General features: G+C 40.5%; 14 protein-coding genes. All 14 read left to right on the top strand.

Annotated features, from left to right (window positions below; genetic code table 11):
• The first annotated feature begins 13 nt into the window (after positions 1-13).
• Positions 14-2,461, top strand: coding sequence for a toll/interleukin-1 receptor domain-containing protein (locus tag KTH89_RS15875; protein ID WP_238722339.1), 2,448 nt, complete (start codon positions 14-16; stop codon positions 2,459-2,461).
• A gap of 1,601 nt (positions 2,462-4,062) precedes the next feature.
• Positions 4,063-6,075 carry an ATP-dependent nuclease gene (locus tag KTH89_RS15870; RefSeq protein ID WP_238722338.1) on the top strand — a complete coding sequence of 671 codons (2,013 nt, stop codon included), beginning with the start codon at positions 4,063-4,065 and terminating at the stop codon, positions 6,073-6,075.
• Positions 6,054-8,018: a UvrD-helicase domain-containing protein gene (locus KTH89_RS15865; RefSeq protein WP_238722337.1), complete on the top strand. Its 1,965-nt coding sequence runs from the start codon at positions 6,054-6,056 to the stop codon at positions 8,016-8,018. The genes KTH89_RS15870 and KTH89_RS15865 overlap by 22 nt, the downstream gene beginning before the upstream one ends.
• A 125-nt stretch (positions 8,019-8,143) precedes the next feature.
• Positions 8,144-8,311, top strand: a complete 168-nt coding sequence (locus KTH89_RS15860; RefSeq protein WP_238722336.1) for a hypothetical protein — start codon at positions 8,144-8,146, stop codon at positions 8,309-8,311.
• 54 nt (positions 8,312-8,365) lie between these two features.
• A complete protein-coding gene (locus KTH89_RS15855; protein ID WP_158344458.1) occupies positions 8,366-9,430 on the top strand; it encodes a LacI family DNA-binding transcriptional regulator in 1,065 nt (354 codons plus the stop codon).
• Between the two features lie 95 nt (positions 9,431-9,525).
• Positions 9,526-11,037 (top strand): sugar ABC transporter ATP-binding protein, encoded by a 1,512-nt coding sequence (locus tag KTH89_RS15850; protein ID WP_238722335.1) that lies wholly within the window; start codon positions 9,526-9,528, stop codon positions 11,035-11,037.
• A gap of 2 nt (positions 11,038-11,039) precedes the next feature.
• Positions 11,040-11,972: an ABC transporter permease gene (locus KTH89_RS15845; protein WP_238722334.1), complete on the top strand. Its 933-nt coding sequence runs from the start codon at positions 11,040-11,042 to the stop codon at positions 11,970-11,972.
• A gap of 45 nt (positions 11,973-12,017) precedes the next feature.
• Positions 12,018-13,007 (top strand): substrate-binding domain-containing protein, encoded by a 990-nt coding sequence (locus KTH89_RS15840; RefSeq protein ID WP_238722333.1) that lies wholly within the window; start codon positions 12,018-12,020, stop codon positions 13,005-13,007.
• A 110-nt stretch (positions 13,008-13,117) separates the two neighbouring features.
• Complete coding sequence (locus KTH89_RS15835) at positions 13,118-14,149, top strand: aldose epimerase family protein (protein ID WP_238722332.1); 1,032 nt, start codon at positions 13,118-13,120, stop codon at positions 14,147-14,149.
• 21 nt (positions 14,150-14,170) lie between these two features.
• Positions 14,171-14,923 carry an SDR family NAD(P)-dependent oxidoreductase gene (locus KTH89_RS15830; protein WP_238722331.1) on the top strand — a complete coding sequence of 251 codons (753 nt, stop codon included), beginning with the start codon at positions 14,171-14,173 and terminating at the stop codon, positions 14,921-14,923.
• 371 nt (positions 14,924-15,294) lie between these two features.
• Positions 15,295-17,076: an ABC transporter ATP-binding protein gene (locus KTH89_RS15825; RefSeq protein ID WP_238722330.1), complete on the top strand. Its 1,782-nt coding sequence runs from the start codon at positions 15,295-15,297 to the stop codon at positions 17,074-17,076.
• A gap of 3 nt (positions 17,077-17,079) precedes the next feature.
• Complete coding sequence (locus tag KTH89_RS15820; protein ID WP_238722329.1) at positions 17,080-18,921, top strand: ABC transporter ATP-binding protein; 1,842 nt, start codon at positions 17,080-17,082, stop codon at positions 18,919-18,921.
• A 54-nt stretch (positions 18,922-18,975) separates the two neighbouring features.
• Entirely contained in the window at positions 18,976-23,472 is a 4,497-nt protein-coding gene (locus KTH89_RS15815; protein WP_238722328.1) for a DEAD/DEAH box helicase, read from the top strand.
• A gap of 103 nt (positions 23,473-23,575) precedes the next feature.
• Positions 23,576-24,439, top strand: a complete 864-nt coding sequence (locus KTH89_RS15810; protein ID WP_238722327.1) for an HNH endonuclease — start codon at positions 23,576-23,578, stop codon at positions 24,437-24,439.
• Positions 24,440-24,464: the final 25 nt, after the last annotated feature.

Genomic DNA, 24,464 nt, shown 5'->3' with positions numbered 1-24,464 from the left:
AGAAGGAGTTAAAATGGACAAGATATTTTTATCACATAGTAGTAAAAATAAGAATTATGTTAGACCGATTTATGAGTATTTTGGCGGAGACAGATGTGTTTTTGACGAAATGACATTTGAGGCAGGGATGCAGACTATTAAAGAAATTTTTAAGGGAATAGATGACGCAGATATATTTGTATTCTTTATTTCCAACGATTCTTTAGAATCAGAATGGGTGAAAAAAGAGATTTATCAGGCTCAAGAACATCTTAATAACGATAGTAAAAAACTATCACAGATATTTCCGATAATTATTGATGACTCCATAGCATATGCAGATACAAGAATACCGGACTTTTTAAAGACTGGTTTTGGAGCTTATAACCTGAGACATATACAAAATTATAAAGTGGCATGCAAAAAGATTGAGGAACAATTAACGAGGCTTAGAATGGAAAAAGAAATTGACTTTGATAATAAGTTAAACTTTTTCTATGGAAGAGATTTGGAAAAAAAGACATTTAAAGAAAAACTAGACGAAAGAGATGAAAATGGTAAATTACGGCATATAAAATGTCTTGTAATTTCTGGGATTGATGGTATTGGTAGGAGGGCGTTTGCACGTGCAGCATTGAAGGATTCACAAATGATGGAAAGATATTATTTTCCTATGAGCATATCGTTATCTCAGAATGATTCTATCGATGATTTTATCATGAAACTGAATAGTGATTTGGGACTAGGTGATTATAATAATGATGATATTGCTAAATTAGGAAGTATGGATGATAAAATTGATATTTTGGTAGAGTTATTAAATACAGCTCAAAAATATCGTGAGCAAATTTTTGTTGAAGATGATATGTGTCTTGTTAAATCATCAGAAATCACATATTGGTTTGAAAAAGTCTTAGAAAAAATAGGGCGAAAGGTGACATTGGTAATAATTACAAGAATCAGTTTGAACTCTTTTAGGTATCGTAGAAATAAAAATGTATTTCAAATCTCGCTGCAAAACTTAGAACCAAGTGACACATTCGGTTTTTTAAGAGGTTATTCTAAAATATGTGGCATTCCTTTTGAAGAGGAAGATATTGACTTTTTTACAGAAATACTAACAGGTTATCCTCTTCAAATACAGTATTGTGTAGAATTAGCATGCGATAATCAGAGTATACAGTATGTAAAAGATAATTCTTATTTGGTATATGATATGCCTAAAGTAAATTCGGCAAAAATTTTAGATGTTATAATAGAAGATAATTTAAAAGAAGAATACAATGGATTTTTGGCATTAATTGCTCAATTAGGAACCGTTCCAGTCAGTTTGGTTGAATATGTTATTAAAAAAAATGCTGTATACCGCCAAATATTAAGTAGAATTAAAATGTTTACTATTTGTAGTACAGTAGGAACATCAGGGGAATATCTAAAGTTGAATTCTGTCATTAGAGATTATGTTTTGAGAAGTGGATTTAGCATGACAGATGACATAAAAGGTATTCTTAATGATAACATTGAAGAATTCACCAAAAGAATGGAAGATCCACAATACATGAATTATTTGTCGTTTTCTGAGTTTTCATATTATGTCAAAGAAAACTTGAAAAATAATGTTTCTGTGCCTGATAGATTTCTATATGCAACGGTATATGTTAAATCGGTAATTGAGTTGTACAACGCAGGAAAGTATTTGAGAGTTTTAGATATAGTAAAGGAGATGAAACAATCAAGATTATTTTTGAATAGCGATGAGGACGCAAAGAATGTTATTCAGTTTTATTATTGTAGTGCATTGGCAAGATTAAAGATGATAGAATTTGATGCAGAAGTTTCATACTTTAGAGAAAATGAAGCATATCAACAATATAATTTTCTGAAAGGGTTTAATTATCGTTTGCAGGGACAATATCAAATGGCAGAGAATAGTTACCTTAATGTACTGGGAAGAAATCCAAGGCATGACAAAGCTAGGAGAGAATTGGTTTTAATTTATACTAATATGCAAGATTATGATACGGCTTTGGATTTAGCAGAACAGAATTATAGAGATTATCCAGAGAATTTGTATCAGATGCAAGCATATTTTGACTGTTTGATGTACAAGATTGATTTGACAGAACGTCAGAAGGAAGACATTAATGATATTTTGGAGACTGCAGAAAGCATTTATAGAATTGCTGCAAGTGAAATTTATTTCCAGTTAAAGGCTAAATATTTGGCATTTATTGATAACGATACGGAAAAAGCGTTACAAGTATTAGAAGAAGGTTTAGTTAAATTTGATCATTCATTCTATATACATAAAGATTATTTTGATATCTGTAGACGAGCAAATGACAAATTAGGAATGGAGAAGGCTTATAATAATTTAAGAAGTATCGCCGGCTCAGGAAATGCAAATTTTAGCATTGCTTTATTATGTCGCGAAGCGTATTTAAACGCATTTCAGGGAAATCCAAAGTTGCAATTGGGCTAAAGCTAAAATCAAATAGTCATCTTACTGAAAATGCTATGGAAAATATAATGAACCATGTAGATGTTATATTGAAGAAAGTAAATAATAGTTGAAACTCAAAATTTTTCGATTGGTGTTGATATGTTTCCTGTTACGACCACAACACTAAAAACAGTGGTGGATTAAGTCGGACAAACTAAGGAGCAAAAGACGTACTTCCTGTCCTCTCGTGCCATTGTGAAACAGTGGCGCTGCTGGAGCGGAAAGCTTGATTCTATGTAGGTTTGCAAGATTATATGAGGAAATGGAGCTGTATTTTAAAAAAATAAAGGTGGATAAGTTTCCGTCTGGATGGGACGGGGAGTCCCAGGCGGGCAACCATCAGTATGATAGCATAATCACTTTTCCAATGGATTACCAATATCAACGAAGCCCAGGATTTTTTCAAAATCTTCAAGAATCCATATTGAAGGAAGATGTTCCCTGGAGCGTAAGAGGTTTGATTCAAGTATAAAAAGGGATAAATCCTTTTCATGATATCCGTTGAGGTACAGATAACGGAAAAATTGCCTCAGCTCCTTAGCAGGGCGGTAACAGAACGGCCATGATAACTGGCAACGTTCGCAATAAAGGGGGTTATATTCTGGCTTAAGTATACGGAAGGATTCTACCTGCTCCTGCTAAAGAAACATAGTTAGACACCGCAGCGTTCTGGCATAATCTGAGATGGTAGACGGCACATCCCCATTTGTCTCTAAATTCTGAAGGAGCGTATCCGTAATGGTGCAAATTGAGTAGGAATTGTTTCCGTATTTGTGCAGATCAGGCTCCAATGCTATAAACATCCATCTTTATAAAACTGATAGAGCGTCTGAAAAGCTTCCCACACGGTGCGCTGATTGAGTGTGAGTTCTTCCTGTATTTCTTTAATCCCATAGACTTGTGTCAAAAAGTCATACCAATACTGTGGCTGGAAGTCATCTTTTATGGAATACTTAAGATAACGTTTCCAGACTTCCCAACGATGGCAGATAGTGGAATTAGAGAAATTAAGTTTACATAGCGTTTTCAGCTCCAGGCATAAGAGAATATAATGCAGAAAGATTTTGATAGGGGTTGTTCATTTGTGTTTACCTTCGATATTTATGATATCTAAGATTTCCATTTAAGTAAACGCTACCCGTATTGTAAATTCAATCAGAATTATGGAAAGTATTAAACCAACAAAAATTATAATTATTTAATTTTTCTTAAAAACTTTCCATAACACATAACTATTCATAAAAAAACTGATGGAAAGCTTTTCATAAGGTTTTTAAAGCATATGAAAGTAACACTAGAGTAGTATCATTTAACGGACAGTGGGTTTCAAGGTTCAACAGAGCATGACAGAAAAAGAGACAGGGGAGATAGAACTCCTAATGATCTACAGCGTATCGGAATAGAATTATAAAGGTTATGAGTGGAACCGCATCTCCTGGTGCGACAGATTGCTACTTTAATCGCTGTTTCTTAACTCTGTCAAGATGGAAGATAGTGGTATGGCTGCTATTGAAAAGACTTCTTCGGGGCAGCAGAGATATAAAAGACAAGTTGTAGGAAAATAAAGTGGAGGATAGCCAATGTATATACAGAGGATTTCAATAAAAAACTATCGGAATTTTATGGATTTTACCATGAAGTTTCACAAGGGACTCAACGTTATAATTGGTGCGAATAATTCTGGCAAAACAGGACTACTTACTGCTGTGAAATTGTTGCATGAACCTTCTATTTGTGCTGACGATTTTAATAAAAATGACCTACTTGGGTTTGGAGCAAAATATCGCGAGGATGCGCCACAGATTACAATTGAGTATACTATTTGTCATACTATTTCTGAGGAAGACACAGAAGACGAGAGTATTATTAGGTTGCTGCCATTTCTTGGCATAAACGAGATTACAGAATTTCAACAGAAACCTGATGGTACAACTAATTACAATGTTACGGCTTCTATTAAAGCAATTTGTACCCTGGATGAAAAGGTTCTTAATGATTATAAAGGTGAAGTAGCAAAAATAGCAGATGAAGAATTTGGAAAATATATGACCATTCTGAAATCGTTTGAACACCGCTATTCGTGGACTTATTGTAATGCCGCTAGTAATACCATTGCAGATAAAAAAGATGCAACACAAATATTTGATATTAGATTTATTGGTGCGGAGCGAACCAGTGATGATGTTCACAAGGAAACAAAGCGTGAAATTGATGCCTTCGCAAAAGATCAAGGAAATGCTACTGCGATTGCACAACTGAGGGATTCCGTAGCTGCTGATATGAAAGACATTCTCCAGTCTGTATTGGATCGGTTAGAAAAATTATTTGAAAGCGAAAACAATGATATCGGGTTGTCGCATGGCAATGTGTCAATTTCTCAAAATCTTCGTCCAAATGTGTCTGTGGGAGATTCGTATATAACGGAAGTAAAGGACACCAAATCTGACTATATTGTTCCGCTTACTTATAACGGATTGGGTTACAATAACCTGATTAATATTTATATGCTGATAAAGCTAACGGAAATCCGTCCGGGCAGGGACTTCCGAATTTTACTACTTGAAGAACCCGAAGCGCATTTACACCCCGCTTTGCAATACAAGCTATTTAAATATTTACGTAAGTTAGACCAAGAGGATAATCTTAATCAGCAGATATTTGTTACTACACATTCGAGTAACATCTCCGCCGTAGCGGGAATCGACAATATGTTTATGATTGCCTATGATAGGAACGGAGATTGTGTTGATTGTAAAGAGCAGAGCCTCTCAGAACAGTTTACTGACAATGATGGATCTGAAAGGCACAAAGAGAAAGCCAAAAAACACTTAACAAAGTTCCTCGATGTCACTCGTTCGGATATGTTGTTTGCTGATAAAGTGATATTAGTTGAGGGTATCGCAGAGCGGCTTTTAATGCCATTGTTTATGGAAAAGTGTGGTTGCTCTTACGAGGACGAGCATATTGCTGTGGTTGAAATTGGCGGTAAGCATTTTGAACATTTTATAGAGTTGTTTAACGGCAACGCTGTTCGCAAAAAAATTCTGTGCATAACTGATTGCGATTTTGTATGGCTTGAAGACGGTAAAGTTGCAGATTTCGAGTCATATAAGACGGCGGTGCCTGAACATATACAGAAACTTAATGATCGCTTTTTGATTGACAATTTTCACATATCAACACAGTCGGATGGTGGGCGCACATTCGAAGATGAGTTATTGCTTAGTAACTTTAATAATCCTGCTATTTTATTAGAGTTATTCAAGATACCAACAAGTAAAGCCATATCTGACTTTGTTGATGAATATGGATTTGACTTTGCTAAATGGGAAATGCATCTGCCAGAATTAGATGGACGCTCACAACCCCTTGTAAAGGAGCGGCTAGATGCATATAAGCAAGCAATTCAGAATGATACCGCCCATAAAGATGAGTTTGAACGCTTGTTTTTTGCCAACTTGTTTTTGCATTACGCCAAGGGTTGTAAAGGTGATGTTGCTCTTGACATACTTGTAAATGAAGGATTGGCGAACACCTTGAGTGTTCCTAATTACATACAGGAGGGACTGAAATGGCTATGTCTACAAAAATAAACTCAAGTAAATTGCTGACACCGGAACAGCTTGATAGTCATATCAAGATATATGCCGGGCCTGGTGCTGGAAAAACACATTTTCTCGTGGAAAACGTAAAAAATATTGTCACTACTTATCCACTCGTAGCACAAAGTAAAGCAAGGAAAGTTCTTTGTATTACCTATACAAATGCGGGAGTTGACGAGATTAAGAGGCGTCTTGATCGTTTTTCGACATCCGTTGAAGCCCATACAATTCATGGTTTTATAATTGAGCATATAATTAAACCGTTCCAAGAAGACTTGCGGCAAATTATGCAGGAGGATTTTTCTATTGATATTAAGGGGAAAAGTCAGATTACCTCGCAAGTTGAGGGATTGGGTATACTGCATGGCATAGATAAGAGTGATATATTTGAGTTCATAAAATCTGTGACGGGAGATACCGAAGAATTATCTTACAGCAAGAAAATATTGGGTGAAGTCGAAGTAGATATTGCTGCGTATCTTGCTGACAAAACGGCAAAGTTACGTGCATCAAAGCAGATTAAGGACGGTCACATCATTCCCATAAAGCAATATGCTTGGTCAAAAACGAGAAAGTTGACGCATAATGAAATTCTTTACTTTGGTTATCGTATATTGCAGCGAAATCATCTTGCGCTTTATACCACGAGAGTTAAGTTTCCATTCATTTTTGTTGATGAGTTTCAAGATACAAACCCTCTACAAACCTTGCTAATCAAGCTGATTGGAAGTAAATCAACGATCATTGGAACAATTGGCGATATTGCACAATCTATATATAGCTTTCAAGGTGCAAAGCCCTCACAATTTTTAGCCCTAAATATTGATGGAAATCGAGTTTTGAATGAATACACAATTAGTGACAATAGGCGTTCAACTGTTAATGTAGTTAACTTATGTAATTTTCTGCGCAAATCGGATCCAACTGTCATCCAGAATAGTCAAAAGTGTTATAGTAGTGATGAGGAAAAAGAAACAGCAGAAAAGACAAAAATTCATATTATCTCTGGTGAAGATGCATCCGCCAAGCAGTTGATAAACTCTGTTATTGCTGATGGTGCCGTAGTGCTTACACGTACTTGGGCAGCAGCATTTTCCTATATACAGGGGATAAATGAAGAACAAGAGAAATGTTTGAAAGCAATTTACAATGCCTACTATACTTCGCCGATTGATATACGAAGCGATATTGTTGAACATAACTATGTGACTTGGGTACGGGCTTTCAAGTTTATTTTTACGCTCTGGAATGGTTATAAAACAGGTGCTCTGGTTGAAATAATTGCTGCGCTTACGCTACTAACAGACTTTGATACGAAGAAATTAACACCAAAAATTCTTGCACAGTTAAAACGGCTTACAAGTGAAGTGTTTGATACCATATCATCAGAATCTTTGACTGTTGATATAATCAATAGATTTAGTTTGCGGTTACACCAAGAAATCTATAACGAACTTGTATCAGTGGTTTGGAGTGATAAATTTGCCATTCCGATTTTCGATGACGAGGATAGAGATGAGTTGAAGGCGAATGTTTCTTTGCTCAGTTGGGATACATCGCATAGACTCTTTTCAGAAGTTTTTTCAGAGGATAGCCGCTATATGACTGTCCATCAAGCAAAAGGACGTGAATGGGAAAAGGTTATTGTCAGCCTTGAACCCAATAGCCGTAAGGACAGAGATAACACCACATTATCCAATATGTTTTCAAACCCGCAACTCCTTAATGAAGAGAATTCAGAGGAATTTACGAGAATGTACTATGTTGCGTGTAGTCGTGCAAAAGTAGACTTATATATTCATTTGAAAAAGGCCTTAGATGTAAGTTCATTAAAAAAGGCCTTAGATAATTATAATCAAGTTTGTGAAGAGAATGGAAGAGTTGATTATGAAATACTTCCGATACGAACGGGAAAATCCTACAACGATTTCTAAATTTAAAGTGTTTCATATATCATTGTAGAGGTTTATATACTACTGAAAAAATAGACAAGTCGTAGAACTGGCTGATAAAGAAGAAGTTGTGCGCTATTTATTATGAAGAGGAGGAAAATGAGCCTATGATAAAAAAGCCTGTAAAAGAAACTATTCATTCCAAAGAGGACATCTGGGATAATGTAATGCGTATAAAATCTGCACAGGTGGCGGAGGAATTATTAGAAATTTCTATAGAGGTGGGGGAAACAGTCAGAGCAATAGATAAACGCTCTAATACAAAACCCAGGTAAAAATAGACAAAAGGTAATAACAGTATTTGTGAGATTCGTAGGATTATTACGCGAATGAAAAAAAGATTAGTCAAACGATTGACAAAACATCGTGTTTATACTATATTGAAACTAAGAAAGGGTACAAAAATCATGATGGGATCACTAAAAGATGTAGCAAAATTAGCCGGGGTTTCTGTTAGCACAGTTTCGTATGTTATTAATGGGAAAAAAACGGTACGTCCGGAAACATACAAGAAGATAATGGATGCCATAAAGGAAGTTGATTACCATCCGAATATAGCGGCACGCAGTTTAAAGATAAACAAAACGAAATCCATCGGAATAGTGGTTGCAGACTTTACCAACATATTTTATATTGATGTGCTTACAGGAATTGAAAGTGAATTGGCAAAAGAAGGTTATTCTGCGATTGTTTCCAATTCCAGAAATGACCCCAAAATAGAAGAGGAAAACCTGAGGGAAATTGTAAACAGAAATGTAGACGGTATTATTCTGTTGGGTACAGATGGGGATAGATATAAACAGATAGAAGCTTTGAGCATACCCGTAATTAGTGTGGATCGTGTAGATCAAGATTATGGTTTTACGGTTTCTATTGATAATGTGATGGGCGGATACATAGGGGCCAACTTTTTATTGCAAAAAGGGTGCAAAAACTTAGCGTTTATTGGATTTGATCGAAAAATTTCGGTTAGAGACCGTCTCCAGGGATGCCGCCAGGCTATGAAAGAATACGGCTTGTCAGTCGATAAAGATTTAATATATTTAGAAACGGAAATATCACCAAAAGGAGGGTATGAAGCGACACTGAGGTTGTTCAGTTACAGAGGTGGAAAAATTTGTGACGGCATTTTTGCAAATAGTGATTATATGGCCTTCGGTGTTATCAGAGCCTTAGCCGATTTGGGATATCGGGTGCCGGAAGACGTGGCAATAGTAGGATTTGATGATATCACATTGGCTAGTTATTGCATTCCAGCATTAACAACTATAGCACAGCCCAGGAATCAGATGGGGGTAGAAGCGACTAAGATGTTAATGAAGATATTGAATAAGGAAGAAGTAGAGCCTCATGTGGTGTTGGAACCCAAACTGGTTATGCGGGAATCTGTGTAGGATTTACAGGGTTCATTTTTTGTCATAAGGCAAGTGGATTTTTACCATTTGGTCAAACGTTTGACTAAAAAGGAGGAGAAGGAGGTGTTATCCATATGAATGAAGTACTGCTGGAAATGAAAAATATAAGAAAAGAATTTCCTGGAGTCGTTGCCTTGGATAATGCGGGAATTACCGTTCGAAGCGGTGAGGTGGTAGCCTTATTAGGTGAAAATGGGGCGGGTAAAAGTACCTTGATGAAAGTGTTAACAGGCGTCTATCAAAGGGATGGAGGCAGCGTTCGATACCGTAATCAAGAAGTGGCCTTTCAAAATCCGCGGGAAGCTGCGCAGAAAGGGATAGTCATTATTCACCAGGAACTGAATTTAGTTCCTTACATGACAGTATATGAAAACATATACATGGGACGGGAACTACATAACAAGCTGGGACATTTGGACACAAAGGCTATGATTCAGGGGTCTAAGGAATTACTAGGATGGATCAATGCCGAGATCGATCCCAAAAGGCCGGTGCAGGGGCTTTCGATTGCCAAGCAGCAGATGGTTGAAATCGCAAAAGCGTTGGCGCTAAATAGTGATGTTATCGTCATGGATGAGCCAACCGACGCGTTGCCGGATGATGATGTAGATAGTCTTTTGGCGATTGTGGAAGAACTGAGGGCACAGGGCAAGGGGATTGTGTATATCACACACAGGTTACAGGAAGTATTTCAGATTTGTGACAGGGTTACCGTGCTGCGGGATGGTCAGTTGATTGGAGAAAGGCTGGTAAAAGACCTGGACTACGATGAACTGGTTCGTATGATGGTAGGCAGACAGCTAACCGATCTGTTTCCGTATGATCCGTCTCCTGATACCGAGGATGTGGTGCTAAAAGTGGAGGGGCTGACAAACCAGTATGTAAAAGATATTTCTTTTTCTGTGAAGAGAGGAAGTATCGTGGGAATTGCCGGCCTGGCTGGAGCAGGAAGAACGGAACTGGCGAAAACACTGTTTGGGGTATATCCAAAGCAAAGCGGCAAGGTTTTGCTCAATCAGAAACAAGTAGAGATACGGTCTCCAAAACAGGCAATCCAAAGTGGTATTTTCTATGTGTCGGAAGACCGTAAAGCGGAGGGCCTTATTTTATCCCAGGATGTGAAAACCAACATTACCCTGTCCAGTTTGAAAAAGATTGTCAGGTTCGGAAGAGTAAATCGAAAAAAGGAACGAAAAATTAGCGAAGAATACCGTAAGGAGATGAATATCCGTACCCCAAATCTGGAACAGTTGGCCAAGAACCTAAGTGGTGGAAATCAGCAAAAAATTGTACTTAGTAAGGGACTTATGAGCGAGCCGGAGCTTTTGATTTTGGACGAGCCAACCAGGGGAATTGATGTAGGAGCTAAAAAAGAAATTTATAATCTGACCAATATCATGAAGCGAAATGGAAAAGCAATTCTGATGATATCTTCAGAAATGCCGGAAATATTAGGAATTTGTGATGAAGTTATCGTTATGCATGAAGGGCGTATCAAAGGAAGATTTACGCATGAAGACGTAACTCAGGAAAAGATTATGGAAACGATTATGAGGGATGGATCCCAGCCAAAAGAAGGTGTATGAAGATGACAAGAGAAAAATTAGGACGATTCTGGAACATGTATCGCTCGGTTATCATCATGGTAGTATTTGCTATCGTAGTTGGATTTGCAAACAACCGGTTTTTGCGATTCAGTAATATTATGAATATTTTAAATCAGACCTCCATCAATGCGGTATTAGCGGCAGGACTTACGGTTGTTATTTTAACGGGGGGAATTGATATCTCCGTAGGTTCTACACTGGCATTTTCCGGCGCCATAGCGGCTTATATGCTGGAAAGGGGATTTTCGGCGGCAATAGTAGTGGTTGCGGCGCTGTTAGTTGGTTTATGTGTAGGATTTGCCAACGGCCTATTCATTGCCAGATGGAATTTGCAGCCGATGATTGTTACGTTGGCGATGATGTCTATTTTCAGAGGGGCCACCTATTTGCTGACAAATGGAAGCCCGATTAGTGTGTCGGATAAAGCGTTTAAGTTAATTGGCGGTGGGAAAATATTTTCCGTAATTCCGGTGCCAATTGTGATAATGATAGCAATTTTTATTGTCATGTATTATGTACTGGGCAGTACCCCCTTCGGACGTCATATTTATGCGGTAGGCGGAAACGAGGAGGCAGCCAAGTTATCTGGTATCAGCATAACTAATACAAAAATCATCGCTTATATGATCAGTGGTTTAATGGCTGCTATCGCTGGAATTATTGTAACAAGCCGGCTGTCTTCCGCACAGCCATTGGCAGGACAAAGTTATGAGATGGATGCAATCGCCGCTGCGGTAATTGGTGGAACTTCTTTAAAAGGGGGACAGGGAAGAATTTTATTTACAATAGTCGGCGCATTGATCATCGGTATGTTAAATAATGCATTGAATTTGTTAGATGTATCTACCTATTATCAGACGGTGGTAAAAGGCGTGGTTATTTTAGCAGCCGTTTTAATCGATGCAAAAAGTTAACTATATCCGCAAGGATTAAAATAATATTATAAGGAGGATTTCAAAATGAAAATGGGTAAAGGACTAGTAGCATTGTTGATGACCGGGGTTATGGCATTCTCGCTGACAGCGTGTGGCGGTGGGGCGGACAGTGCGCCAAGCAGTAAGGAACAGGACACATCCGCGGAAACGCCGAAAGCTGCTGAAGAATCTGAGCCGGCACAAGCGGATACACAGGACGCAAAACCAAAAGTAACATTACTGATGGCATCTTTGACAACGGATTTCTTTGTTGCTATAGAAAAGGCGGCAAAAGAGTATGCAGATGTGGCAGGAATTGAACTTACCGTTATAACCAGTGACAATGATTCGGCAAAAGAACTGGCGAACATGGAAGACATTGTATCACAGGAACCCGATATTGTCTTATATACCCCTAGCGATTCGGATGCGGCGGTAGCTTCTGTAGAAGCTGCTAACGCAGCAGGTATTCCGGTTATCACATTTGACCGTGGCGCAAACGGCGGCGAGGTGGTATGCCACGTAGCTTCTGACAACGTAGCCGGCGGTAAAATGGCAGGCGAATATATCAAAGAATTATTCCCTGACGGTGCGAAAGTAGTAGAACTTCAGGGGGTTATGGCTACGAACGTAGCACAGCAGAGAGGTCAGGGCTTCAATGAAGTAATTGACGCAACAGATAATCTGGAACTTGTAGCACAGCAGAGCGCAAATTTCAACAAAGATGAAGGTATGACCGTTATGGAAAATATCTTACAGGCACAGGATGAAATTGATGCTGTATTTGCACACAATGATGAAATGGCCTTAGGAGCTATGGAAGCTTGTATTGCAGCGGGCAGAACAGATATTGCTATCGTAGGCTTTGATGCTTCACCAGATGCGGTAGCAGCAGTAGAAGCCGGAACAATGGCTGCTACCGTTGCACAGTTACCGGATAAGATTATTCAGACAACCATCGATGCGGCGCTGGATTATCTGGCAGGTAAAAGTGTAGATCCTGAAATCGGCGTAGAGCTTGCGCTTGTAAAATAAAAAATAATATTTTGTATAAGGGCTGGCTTCTCCGGTAGCCAGTCCTTTATATGTCATGGCAAGAGAAAAGTAACGATGTACTTGCCCGGTGAAAATGGAAAGGAGAGATTATGTCAGTTAGTAAAAAATCTTTTAGTGATGCAGCTTCTTTATATACAATAGAAAATAAAAACGGAATGCAGGTAGTTGTATCTGACTTTGGCGGTGTGTTGCAGGCTTTACGTGTTCCGGATAAAAACGGGGACTTGGTAGATGTAGTATGTGGTTATGATACTGTTGAGGAATATCAGAATAATCCGCAATACCAAGGTCAGCTTGTAGGACGGTTTGCCAACCGTATTGGTGGTGCGGAGTTTACCTTACAAGGGGAAACTTACAAGCTGGATGCAAACGAAGGAAAAAATGTTCTGCATGGAGGTTTCAAACCCTATGGAATCCGTATGTGGGATGCAAGGACAGAAGAAAATGCGGTGGAGTTTACACTGTTAAGCCCGGATGGTGACCAGGGAATGCCAGGTAATGCTGCCATTTCGGTTATTTATCGTTTAAGCGAAGAGAATGCTTTACATATTAAGTATCATGCCGTAGCAGATAAAGATACGTACTTTAATCTGACCAATCATGCATATTTTAATTTGGCCGGACATGATTCCGGAACAATAATGGACCAGTATATGCAGCTTGCATGTAGCAAAATAACTGCCATCGATGCAGAATTTATTCCAACAGGAGAGCTGATGGATGTGACAGGAACAGCCATGGATTTCTTGGAGGAAAAACAGATAGGCAGAGATATTGATATGCGGGAATGTGAGCAGATCCAAATGGGAAATGGTTATGATCACAACTATGTTATTGACGAGCCTGGTTATGACAAGCCATTTGTTCGGTGCTTTAGTGAAAAGTCTGGTATTGTGATGGAAGGTTATACGGATTTACCGGGGGTACAGGTGTATAGCGGTAATAACATGGGCGCTGTAAAAGGGGGAAAAGGCGGCGCATACTATCCTTGCCATGGTGGCTTCTGTTTGGAGACCCAGTATTTCCCGGATACGCCAAACAAATCAAATTTTCCAAGCTGTTTTTATCAGGCTGGTCAAGCTTTTGAGAGTGAAACTATTTACAAATTTCCAAAGCTATAACGTGTAATTGGAGGGTTAACGATGAATACATTTTCAGTAAAAGATAAGGTTATCATGATAACCGGCGGTACGGCGGGAATCGGCCGTGGTCTGGTTGATTATTTCTTGGAACAGGGTGCTATCGTTGCCACAACCGGGCGTACGCCTGAAAAAGTGGAACGCTTACGGGCGGAACTGGCAGGCAAACGGGCTGTCATATATCAGCTTGATGTAAGAGATGTGGCAAGTATACAGCCTGTTTTTGAGCAAGTGGTTGCTGATTGTGGACACTTAGATATTTTGGTAAATAATGCCGGTATGGGAAATCCAATCCCGGCAATTGAGGTTACCCAAGAAGACTGGGACACCATGATGGATTTAAATTTACGTGGTGCATTTTTCTGTGCCCAGGCAGCGGCAAAGCAGATGTTACCAAGAAAATATGGACGTATTATTAATATTACGTCACAGATATCCCTTGTGGCCAATGAAAATGAAGTGGTTTATTGCGCTAGCAAAGGCGGCTTAAATCAAATGACCAGAGTGCTGGCAATAGAGTGGGGGAAATTTGGTGTTATCACCAGTGCGGTTGCACCTACCTTTACCTATACTCCAGGTACGGCAGAAAGACTGGATACGCCAAGCTTTCGGGATGCGGTGCTTGCCAAAATCCCCAGGGGAAGACTGGGAACCATTGAAGATATCGGCAATGCGGTTCAGTATTTGGCTAGTGACATGGCAGATATGGCAAATGGCACAATCCTTACCATCGATGGCGGCTGGACAGCTGTTTAGGCGCGAAGTATAACATATCTCATATATAGCAGAGAGGGGCTTGTATACAAAAAGGAAGGCGCAAAAGAAACCTTCCAGCCGTATACAGGCCCTCTTTTGACGAACCTCAAACTTCGGATCAAACAGGCTGACATTGACTTATTTAAATCTAAAAAATACTTGTTATAGATTCTTTGCCATAAATATAGTAAACTGGATTTATTGAGAATTTGAATTAAAAACGATAGAACCATATGCTGAGGCGGTTCACTACATGTTAACGCAGAGTGTGAAGCTGGAGCAAGAGATTGTAAGTTTGACGCTGATGAAAGAAGCTGGTTTTTGATGACTATAATAAATATAGACCAATATGAGACGGCCAAGGTAAAACAATGAAGAAAATAACGAAAACAAAATATAGAAAATTGCAATTAATATTAAGATACCTATATGGTTCGAAGGGTTATTTCGCGCTGGCCATAGCCGCGTCGCTGATTTCCACCGTATTGAATGCGCTGACCCCGCAGATCTTCCGGTACAGCATTGATGAGGTGCTTGGCGGGAGCGGTCTGACCTATCTGTCAGATAATCTGTGGGTATTAGCGTGGATGATCGTAGTGGTAGCGGTAGCTTCCGGGATTTTTACCTATATCAGCCGCACCAATACGGCCAGAGCGGGAGAGAATTTTGCTAAAAATTTAAGAGACGCTTTATTTACTCATGCACAAAAGCTTCCGATGAAATGGCATGACAAAAACCAGACGGGAGATATTATCCAACGGTGCACGTCCGACGTGGAGGTGATTCGCGGATTTGTAGTAACACAGCTTCTGGAGGTGTTCCGGACAGCATTTCTTGTGTTAACGTCTTTTGTTATGATGTTTTCCATGAATGTAAAGCTCTCCTGCGTCGTTTTGCTGTTTGTGCCGGTCGTCATCGTGTACTCTACCGTATTTTATAAATTGATCGCAAAGCGCTTCACCACTGCGGATGAGGCGGAGGGAGAGCTATCCACGGTTGTGCAGGAAAACGCCACAGGGGTGCGCGTGGTGCGGGCATTCGGCCGGGAGCAGTTTGAGATGGAACGGTTTGACGAAAAGAACGACGCCTTTGCGAAGCTGTGGATTCGTCTGGGGACGCTTTCCGGATTATATTGGGGGATAGGGGACCTGATCACGGGACTTCAGGTGGTTGCGGTTATTATTTTCGGAGTAGTGGAGGCGGTAAACGGTTCTATATCCGTTGGCGAATTTATCGCTTTTGCGGCTTATAATTCAACGCTTGTGTGGCCAATCCGCGGCCTGGGGCGTATTCTTTCGGATATGAGTAAGGCGGGGGTCTCCTTTGAGCGTGTGGATTACATCATTCGTTCCCAGGAGGAAGAGTATGGGAAAGAAAGTGAAAAAACCGATGGAACGTATCCGATTTCCTTTCAGCACGTGTCATTCGGCTATGAGGAAGGAAAGGATGTACTCCGGGATATTTCCTTTACGGTTCCGGAAGGCAGGACATTTGGAATTTTAGGCGGCACAGGAAGCGGAAAGTCTACGATCATCCAGCTTCTCGCCAGGCTGTATGAGCTTGAGGAGAACAGAGGCGGCATCTATATTGGCGGCCGGGAAATCAAAGAGATTCCCATCGAGGAGCTCAGGAGAAGCATCGGAATGGTATTGCAGGAGCCGTTTTTGTACTCCAGGACGATCCGGGAAAATATAGCGGCTTCCGTACCGGATGCATCGTTGGAGGAGATCCGGTATGCCGCCCGGATTGCGTGTATCGATGAGGCGATTATGAGTTTCCCGGACGGCTATGAGACCCTTGTGGGGGAACGGGGAGTCACTTTGTCCGGGGGCCAGAAACAGCGGATTGCCATTGCAAGGATGCTGCTTCAGAAAGCGCCGATTATGGTGTTTGATGATTCCTTATCGGCGGTAGATTCCCAGACGGATTATAACATCCGCCGCGCGCTGAAAGAGCATATGAAGGAAGCGACGGTTATCCTGATCTCCCACAGAGTGACGTCTTTGATGGGGGCAGACGAGATCATGGTGCTGCATCATGGGCAAATCGAAGAATGCGGAACCCATGAGGAGCTGATACAAAGAAATGGAATTTACCGCAAGATATATGATATACAGATGAGCCGTGATGACAGAGAGAAAATGGAGGGATGACAGATGGCGGCATACGAAGAACAAGAATATAACAATCCTTTCAGCTTCCGGATCTGGATGAAGCTGTCACCATTTTTCAAACCGTATAAACGTTTTTTTGCCATTACGCTGGGACTTAATATACTGCTTGCGGGAGTGGATATTCTCGTGCCGCTGTTCCAAAGCTACGCCATCGATGCTTTTATTATACCGGACCGCATGGAGGGGCTTGGGATATTTGCGTTAATTTACATTGCGGTGATCGCCGGTCAGACGGTCTGCGTCTATCTGTCGGTCCGCGCGGCGACGATTATAGAGATGAATGTGGGAAAAGACCTGAAACGGGCGCAGTTCCAGCATCTGCAGACCTTGTCCTTTTCCTATTATAATACGACGCCGGTGGGCTATATCCACGCCCGGGTGATGAGCGACACGTTAAGGATTGCGGGAATGATCGCGTGGGGGCTGGTGGATATGTTCTGGGCCCTGATTTATGTGGTCAGCGTGTTCGGCATTATGTTCATTTTGAATGCCAGGCTTGCGCTTATCATAGCCATGATTGTCCCGTGTATCGCCCTTCTGACCGTGTATTTCCAGAATCGGATCTTAAAATGGAACCGGAAGGTAAGGAGGATCAATTCCCAAATTACAAGCGCTTACAATGAAGGCATTACCGGAGTGAAAACGTCAAAAAGCATGGTCATAGAAAAGGACAATGAGAAACGGTTCTATGAGAAGACGTCGGATATGCGCCACGCGTCGATCCGTTCGGCCAAGCTGAACGCGGTTTATATTCCGGCCATTTTGTTCTTCAGCTCTGTGGCCTCTGCGGTTGTGCTGGCGCGGGGCGGGTATATGGTGCGGGAGAACCTCATAAAACTTGGAACGTTATCGGTATTTATCTCCTATGCGGTGGTTATATTCGAACCAATCCAGCAGCTGGCCAGACTGCTGTCGGACCTGATTTCCTGTCAGGCGAATATCGAGCGGGTGACGGATCTGTTGGAACAGGAGCCGAATGTGGTAGACCAGCCCCATGTGCTTCAGAAATACGGCGACGCCTTTATGCCGAATCGGGATAATTGGGAAAAGATACGGGGGGATATCGTGTTTGAGGACGTTTCCTTTCGGTATCCGGACGGGAAGGAATATGTATTGGAGCATTTTAACCTCCATGTGCCATCCGGGATGAATGTTGCCATTGTCGGTGAGACGGGGGCCGGGAAGTCCACCCTTGTGAATCTGGTGGGCAGGTTCTTCGAACCCACAAAGGGAAGGATATTGATCGACGGCGTGGATTACCGGGAGCGGTCGCAGCTGTGGCTGCACAGCCAGATCGGTTATGTGCTGCAAAATCCGCATCTGTTTTCCGGAACAGTGCGGGAAAATATAAGATATGGCCGTTTGGATGCAACGGACGAGGAGATTATTGAGGCGGCGAAAAATGTGTCTGCGGATCAGGTGGTTGAAAAAATGGAGAAAGGCTACGACAGCGACGTGGGCGAAAGCGGAGGCCTGCTGTCCACAGGCGAGAAGCAGCTGATCTCATTTGCCCGGGCGGTGTTGGCGAATCCGGCCATCTTTGTCCTGGATGAAGCGACTTCCTCGATCGATACCCAGACGGAAAAGCTGATTCAGGACGCGACGAATCATCTGCTGAAAGGGCATACTTCCTTTGTGATCGCCCATCGTTTATCGACGATCCGCCAGGCGGATCTGATATTGGTTGTAAAAGAGGGAAAGATCATCGAGCGGGGCACCCATCTGGAACTGCTGGATAAAAAGGGATATTACTATGAGCTGTATTCCAGGCAGTTTGAAGAGGAGGCGGCGATGAGAGTATATGCGGGAGAGCAGAGGAGTTAATTTGGAGCGGATATGACGATAAGAGAAATGATGTAGTAATCAGGGAGGTACCAGATGGCAGAGAAAAAGGGAAATTTGCAAATCGCTAAAAAAGTCCTCGATTATTGGTATGCCATTGAGTTTCTAGCGCAGGACAAATACGATGATATGTGGGATATTCGTACAAAACTGCATAAAGCCCAGAATGATTTCGCCAACGGCAAGTTTAGAGGGAAGACTATTTGGTCATACCGGGAACTGCAGGATTCACAGTCTATTTACGATGTTATTTCAGAAGATGCAATGTCATGCGGCATGAAAAAATGGGGAAATATTACGGTCTATATCGGAAAAATAAAACGGGAGGCCTGTATCGAATGTATTGCAAGGATTCTTCCAAAAGCCGGTGAGGAGGAACGCCCTGAAAAAACATTTGACAGTATAGCGTGGGCAAGTCTTCAGCTCGCGCCAGATGGTACTTATGTGGAGCATTCTTTGTCATTGTCCACTATAATATGGTCAATGAATCAAATAAAAAACAGTCAAGTCAGGTTATCCGAAAGTATAGATGAAAAAGCGTACCGCAGTGCGGTAGAAGATCTGGAAAAGAAATTTTTCAACAAGGAAAAAGTAATCAATTCAAGCATTGGGAACAATGAATCGAAATCAGAAGAGTCGGAAGAGGCAGACGAACAAATGCCAAGATTTGCCCCAAATGCAGTAACAGCAAAGATTCTCAAGGATTTGTATAAAAGAATTGAAAAAGATTTTGTGAAAAGAAATATGGAACAGACGGAGGAGGAGCTGGAATACCAGGAAGTATATGGATTGTATTTTCAACTTTTTGCGGATGAGAAGACCAAAAACAAGATGGACGAAGATAACTATCTTGGTTTAAGCCACGATTATTTTTCAGAGGATATCAAACATGTACTTCAAAAAGTTGAGGATGGTTCCATAACATCTGATGGCTTTAGATGCGATGATTTGGTTCGTTATATTTCTGTTTTAAGTAACGATGACCAAAATGGAAAAATTGATTTGGTCCATCCAGAAGATAAGAAAGAATTCTTTCGGCAAATATCAGACATCCTGGAGGTGGAAAATGCTCCTTTAGGAAAATGGCCTTCAAAATTCATGCCGGCATTTATGCAGCAGATCGCGGTAAATCTTTGTATCAGGAAGGGCACTTCTGAATTGTTCGGTATTAATGGGAATGTATTTTCTGTTAATGGACCTCCTGGTACAGGAAAGACAACGTTATTAAAAGAAATAGTTGTAAATCACATTATCGAACGTGCCATTCTTCTTGCAGTATATAAAGACCCTGATGATGCATTTGAAAAACATACTTTTTTACATGGAGGAAAGCAGGATCACGCATATTCGGCATTTACTCGAGCTTGGTATCGTTTAAAAAATGACAGCATTAATGACTATGGTATTCTTGTTACATCATGTAATAATGCCGCAGTAGAAAATGTCTCAAAGGAACTGCCACTGGGTACAGGGCTGTTAAGTGATTTAAAACCAACGTCTGACGATACGGAAGAATATGCAGGAATGCTCCAGGATATAAGTACGTTATTTGATCCTGCACAATCTCTAACGTATGAAACGATCAGCAAAAAACCATGTAAAGATATTTATTTTACAGAGTATGCCAAGGGGTTACTAGACCATGAAGGCGTTTGGGGGCTTGTCGCTGCGCCGTTAGGTAAACGAGCTAATATTAGCGCCTTTTATAATCATGTGCTTTATCCGTTATATTGGGATTTTTATCCCGGTAAAGATTTTAAGGATCGTAGAATTAAAAAATATGAGAATGCCCGGGATGATTTTGGGAAGCAGCTAAAAGCAGTGTTGGAATTACAGGATCAATTAAAAGGAATGTGCGCAATTGTACGGAAACGTGAGGATCTGATTTACAAACAGAACGGGCTGGAAATTAAACTGACTGAAAAAAGAACGGAGAATAATAGGCTGATTGAAGCAGAGAACTTAAATCTGGATAGACTTCAGGAGATTTTGAAGCAAAAAGATAAAGATGTGCGGCTCGCGAAAGGAGAAAGAGACAAAATAGAGAGTCATATATCTGAAATATCAAAGGAAGTGGAAGCGCTATCGTCTAAGAAAAGAGAACAGTTGGAAAAAGAAGTTGATGCAAGAAAATCAACAGGTGTTTTTAGCAGGCTGTTTAATAAACAAAAAGCAGCGGCAAATGAGCTATTAGCCGAGGGCTATCATGAGGAAGTTATAAAAGCCACAGAGGAAATGGAGCGTCTGACGAGACAGCTTGATGAACTGAGAGAAGAAGCAAAAAATATAAAAATGGAAGTTGAGCGTTCTATTCATGCCCAGAATAAAGTTGAAGCTGAGATACTAGATAAAAAGACAAAAATAAAAGAATTGGAAAAGCAAATTCAAGAACTGCAAAGTGTATTAGAAAATACGAAACACGAACGAAACAATACGGAATCGATATATTTGGAAAAAGTGAGGACATTTACTCAGGATAAATCTGTGGATGCTGGTATTGCATTGGATACTGAGTTTATGGACGGTTTGCTGTCTCTGGATCTAAAGGTATCCACTGACGCACAGGTGGCGAATCCCTGGTTTACAAAACGTTACAATATCGAGCGGGAGAAATTGTTTTATTATGCAATGAAGTTGAGCAAAGAATTTGTTCTTTCTTCAAAGAGCTGTAGAGATAATTTCAAAACATTAGGACATTACTGGGGGTTGTTGCCGGGGGACGATAAAGAAAGAATGGAGTTCCATATAGATGATAAAAGGCGGTTTGTCGGAGCTCTCTATCAGACATTGTTTTTGCTGGTTCCCGTCTTGTCAACCACCTTTGCGTCTCTTGGAACATTTTTGCGTGATGTAAAAGAACCAGGCGTTATTGGAACTTTAATCGTCGATGAAGCAGGGCAGGCCCAGCCCCAGATGGCGGTAGGGGCTCTATATCGAAGTAGAAGAGCAATGATTGTTGGTGATCCCAAACAGGTGGAACCTGTTGTGACAGAAGATTTGAATCTGTTGAAGAGCGCATTTGATGATCAGGAGCTTTTGCCGTATAAGTCAAAAACAATATCAGTGCAAAGCCTGGCTGACAAATTAAACCACTTTGGAACTTATTTAGATAATGGCACTGATTATCCGGAATGGGTTGGATGTCCGTTGTTGGTACATAGAAGATGCATATCTCCAATGTATGATATCTCGAATGAAATTTCTTATAATGGTATTATGAAACAGCAGACTCGGGAGCCTGCCACTACTACAGCAGCTACCTTTGTCTATGACAAATCACAATGGATAAATATAGTAGGGAAAGAAAAGGGTAATAAAAATCACTTCGTAGAGGAACAGGCCCAGAAGGTTTGTGAGATTCTGGAAACCGCTTTTTCGAAATCGGATCATCCAAGCTTGTATATAATCAGTCCGTTTACCTCTGTTGTTAATGGGATGAAGGCATATTTAAAAGAATATAAAAGAAAAGTAACCGATTCTTATTTGAGTAGTTGCGATTCGGAATGGTTGAATCAGAATATCGGAACGGTTCATACATTCCAGGGCAAAGAAGCAAACGAGGTTATTTTTCTTTTGGGCTGCGATAAGAGCAGGGAGGCCCGTGGGGCGGTCAAATGGGTCAATTCAAACATTGTAAATGTTGCTGCTACCAGAGCAAAATATCGCTTATATGTGATTGGAGATGAAGAGGCCTGGCAGAATTCTACTTGCATAAAGAAAGCAAAAATGATTCTGGATACATTCGCAATCAAGAGAATTAAAGCTATTTTGGACGAACAGCTACCTAAGGAAGAAGAAGCAAAGGCTTTAGCTTCTGCGTCTACTTCTCTGCCGTCTATAACATCCTTTAAGGTGGATACCATGGAGGATGAGGACGGAGATGTAGAGTTCAATACAGACAGCTTAGTGCAGGGGTTGGATGAAAGTTTTATAACTACCAACCTGTCTATGGAACAATTAAGGAAATTTGGATTCGATACCATGGAAGAGTTAAATTCATTCCCACCCCAAATACAAGATAATTTATTGCTTGGTATGAAGCTTTTTTATCTCCTGTCTCCGGTATACGAAGTAAATAAAACATTGGATGCCTCTTGCTGTGCGATTCTCTTCTGCAAAGCGTTGGAATTGCAGATGAAAGATTGTTTTGAGACAAGTTTAAAGTCCATTTATCCAGAGGTAAAAATTAGAGGACAGGGTAAGGGTAGGGGGATGGTGGAACTTAAGGATGCCACATCAAATGAACTTACCTTAGGAGCATTTCAGAGGTTACTGGCTTCAAAAAGCTCTGATCTAGCGAAAAGAATGGAACGCATAGGGAAAATAGAATATGGGAATGATTGGTGGTCTACATTTGCAAAAAGACTTGACGAATGCAGGGAAAGAAGAAATAAGTGTTGCCACTCAGGATTATTCAGTTGGATCGATCAATCGAATTTGCTAGCAGAGATGTTTATGAGTAGGAACAAGGATCTGATGGTACAGATGGGTGGGATATTGTTTGAAAGCAATATCGGTAAAATGCTGTCATAAATTTAGATTTTGCCCGGATAATAAAGGTAAGTGTGGAAGCTCGAGAAGTAAGCCGTTAACTGTAGGCACAGTAATGTTTCTTAATACTAGGGAGTAGATAAAAATGGGCTTTAAACCAGGGATAATGATCGGCGATGAATTAACGAATAGCGAATTAAGGGTATTGTTCCAATGTGGCAATATGGGGGGCATGCGTCGGTCAAGGAAGACAGGTTGCTTGGTGATTATTTCCGATTACACAAAGGGTTTATATCGTGATGAATGGAAAAATGGTGTTTTACATTATACGGGAATGGGAAAAAATGGGGACCAAGTTTTAGATGGGAATCAGAATCGCACTCTATATGATTCTAACACCAATGGTGTAGAGATTCATTTGTTTGAAGTTTTAGAAAAAGCAATATATACATATCGTGGAGTGGTGAAGCTAGTGGAAAAACCATATCATGCACCTCAATTGGACGCTGGTGGTTGCATGAGAAGTGTATGGGTTTTTCCCGTAAAACCCGTAATAAATGTTACGGATTGTATGTCAGATGATTTTGAGAAGAAAGTGGTTAGTTTATCCAATCGTGAATTGAATAAAAGAGCTAAGACAAATCGTGATAATAAGGAACCGAGGACAACAGAAACTACCGTATACTATCGAGATCCTTACCTGAAAGAATTAGTAAAGCGCATTGCAGAAGGAAAATGTCAATATTGTGGTTCAGATGCGCCCTTTAAGGATAAAAATAATGAACCCTACCTGGAAGAACATCATGTCAAGAGACTGGCAGATGGTGGGAGTGATTCGATTGATAATGTCGTTGCAATCTGCCCCAATTGCCATAGAAAAGTTCATGTGCTAGATGATGAGTTAATACGAATTGAATTAGAAGATATTGCAAAACAAAATGTAAATCGATGGAATAGGCTATTAGCTTACGAACAAAAAATAAAAAGTACTGTCTTGGATCCTTCATAGACAGGGAGTCGATTTTCCAGAAAGA

The organism is Diplocloster agilis (assembly GCF_019042275.1).
In the GTDB taxonomy this organism is placed as follows: Bacteria; Bacillota; Clostridia; order Lachnospirales; family Lachnospiraceae; genus Diplocloster; species Diplocloster agilis.
This window is presented reverse-complemented; position numbering and strand designations above follow the sequence as displayed.

What these genes read in the sequence shown, in the direction of transcription:
- KTH89_RS15875 (WP_238722339.1), top strand. Translation starts at nt 14, where the DNA reads ATGGACAAGATATTTTTATCACATAGTAGTAAAAATAAGAATTATGTT.
- KTH89_RS15870 (WP_238722338.1), top strand. Translation starts at nt 4,063, where the DNA reads ATGTATATACAGAGGATTTCAATAAAAAACTATCGGAATTTTATGGAT.
- KTH89_RS15865 (WP_238722337.1), top strand. Translation starts at nt 6,054, where the DNA reads ATGGCTATGTCTACAAAAATAAACTCAAGTAAATTGCTGACACCGGAA.
- KTH89_RS15860 (WP_238722336.1), top strand. Translation starts at nt 8,144, where the DNA reads ATGATAAAAAAGCCTGTAAAAGAAACTATTCATTCCAAAGAGGACATC.
- KTH89_RS15855 (WP_158344458.1), top strand. Translation starts at nt 8,366, where the DNA reads ATGAAAAAAAGATTAGTCAAACGATTGACAAAACATCGTGTTTATACT.
- KTH89_RS15850 (WP_238722335.1), top strand. Translation starts at nt 9,526, where the DNA reads ATGAATGAAGTACTGCTGGAAATGAAAAATATAAGAAAAGAATTTCCT.
- KTH89_RS15845 (WP_238722334.1), top strand. Translation starts at nt 11,040, where the DNA reads ATGACAAGAGAAAAATTAGGACGATTCTGGAACATGTATCGCTCGGTT.
- KTH89_RS15840 (WP_238722333.1), top strand. Translation starts at nt 12,018, where the DNA reads ATGAAAATGGGTAAAGGACTAGTAGCATTGTTGATGACCGGGGTTATG.
- KTH89_RS15835 (WP_238722332.1), top strand. Translation starts at nt 13,118, where the DNA reads ATGTCAGTTAGTAAAAAATCTTTTAGTGATGCAGCTTCTTTATATACA.
- KTH89_RS15830 (WP_238722331.1), top strand. Translation starts at nt 14,171, where the DNA reads ATGAATACATTTTCAGTAAAAGATAAGGTTATCATGATAACCGGCGGT.
- KTH89_RS15825 (WP_238722330.1), top strand. Translation starts at nt 15,295, where the DNA reads ATGAAGAAAATAACGAAAACAAAATATAGAAAATTGCAATTAATATTA.
- KTH89_RS15820 (WP_238722329.1), top strand. Translation starts at nt 17,080, where the DNA reads ATGGCGGCATACGAAGAACAAGAATATAACAATCCTTTCAGCTTCCGG.
- KTH89_RS15815 (WP_238722328.1), top strand. Translation starts at nt 18,976, where the DNA reads ATGGCAGAGAAAAAGGGAAATTTGCAAATCGCTAAAAAAGTCCTCGAT.
- KTH89_RS15810 (WP_238722327.1), top strand. Translation starts at nt 23,576, where the DNA reads ATGGGCTTTAAACCAGGGATAATGATCGGCGATGAATTAACGAATAGC.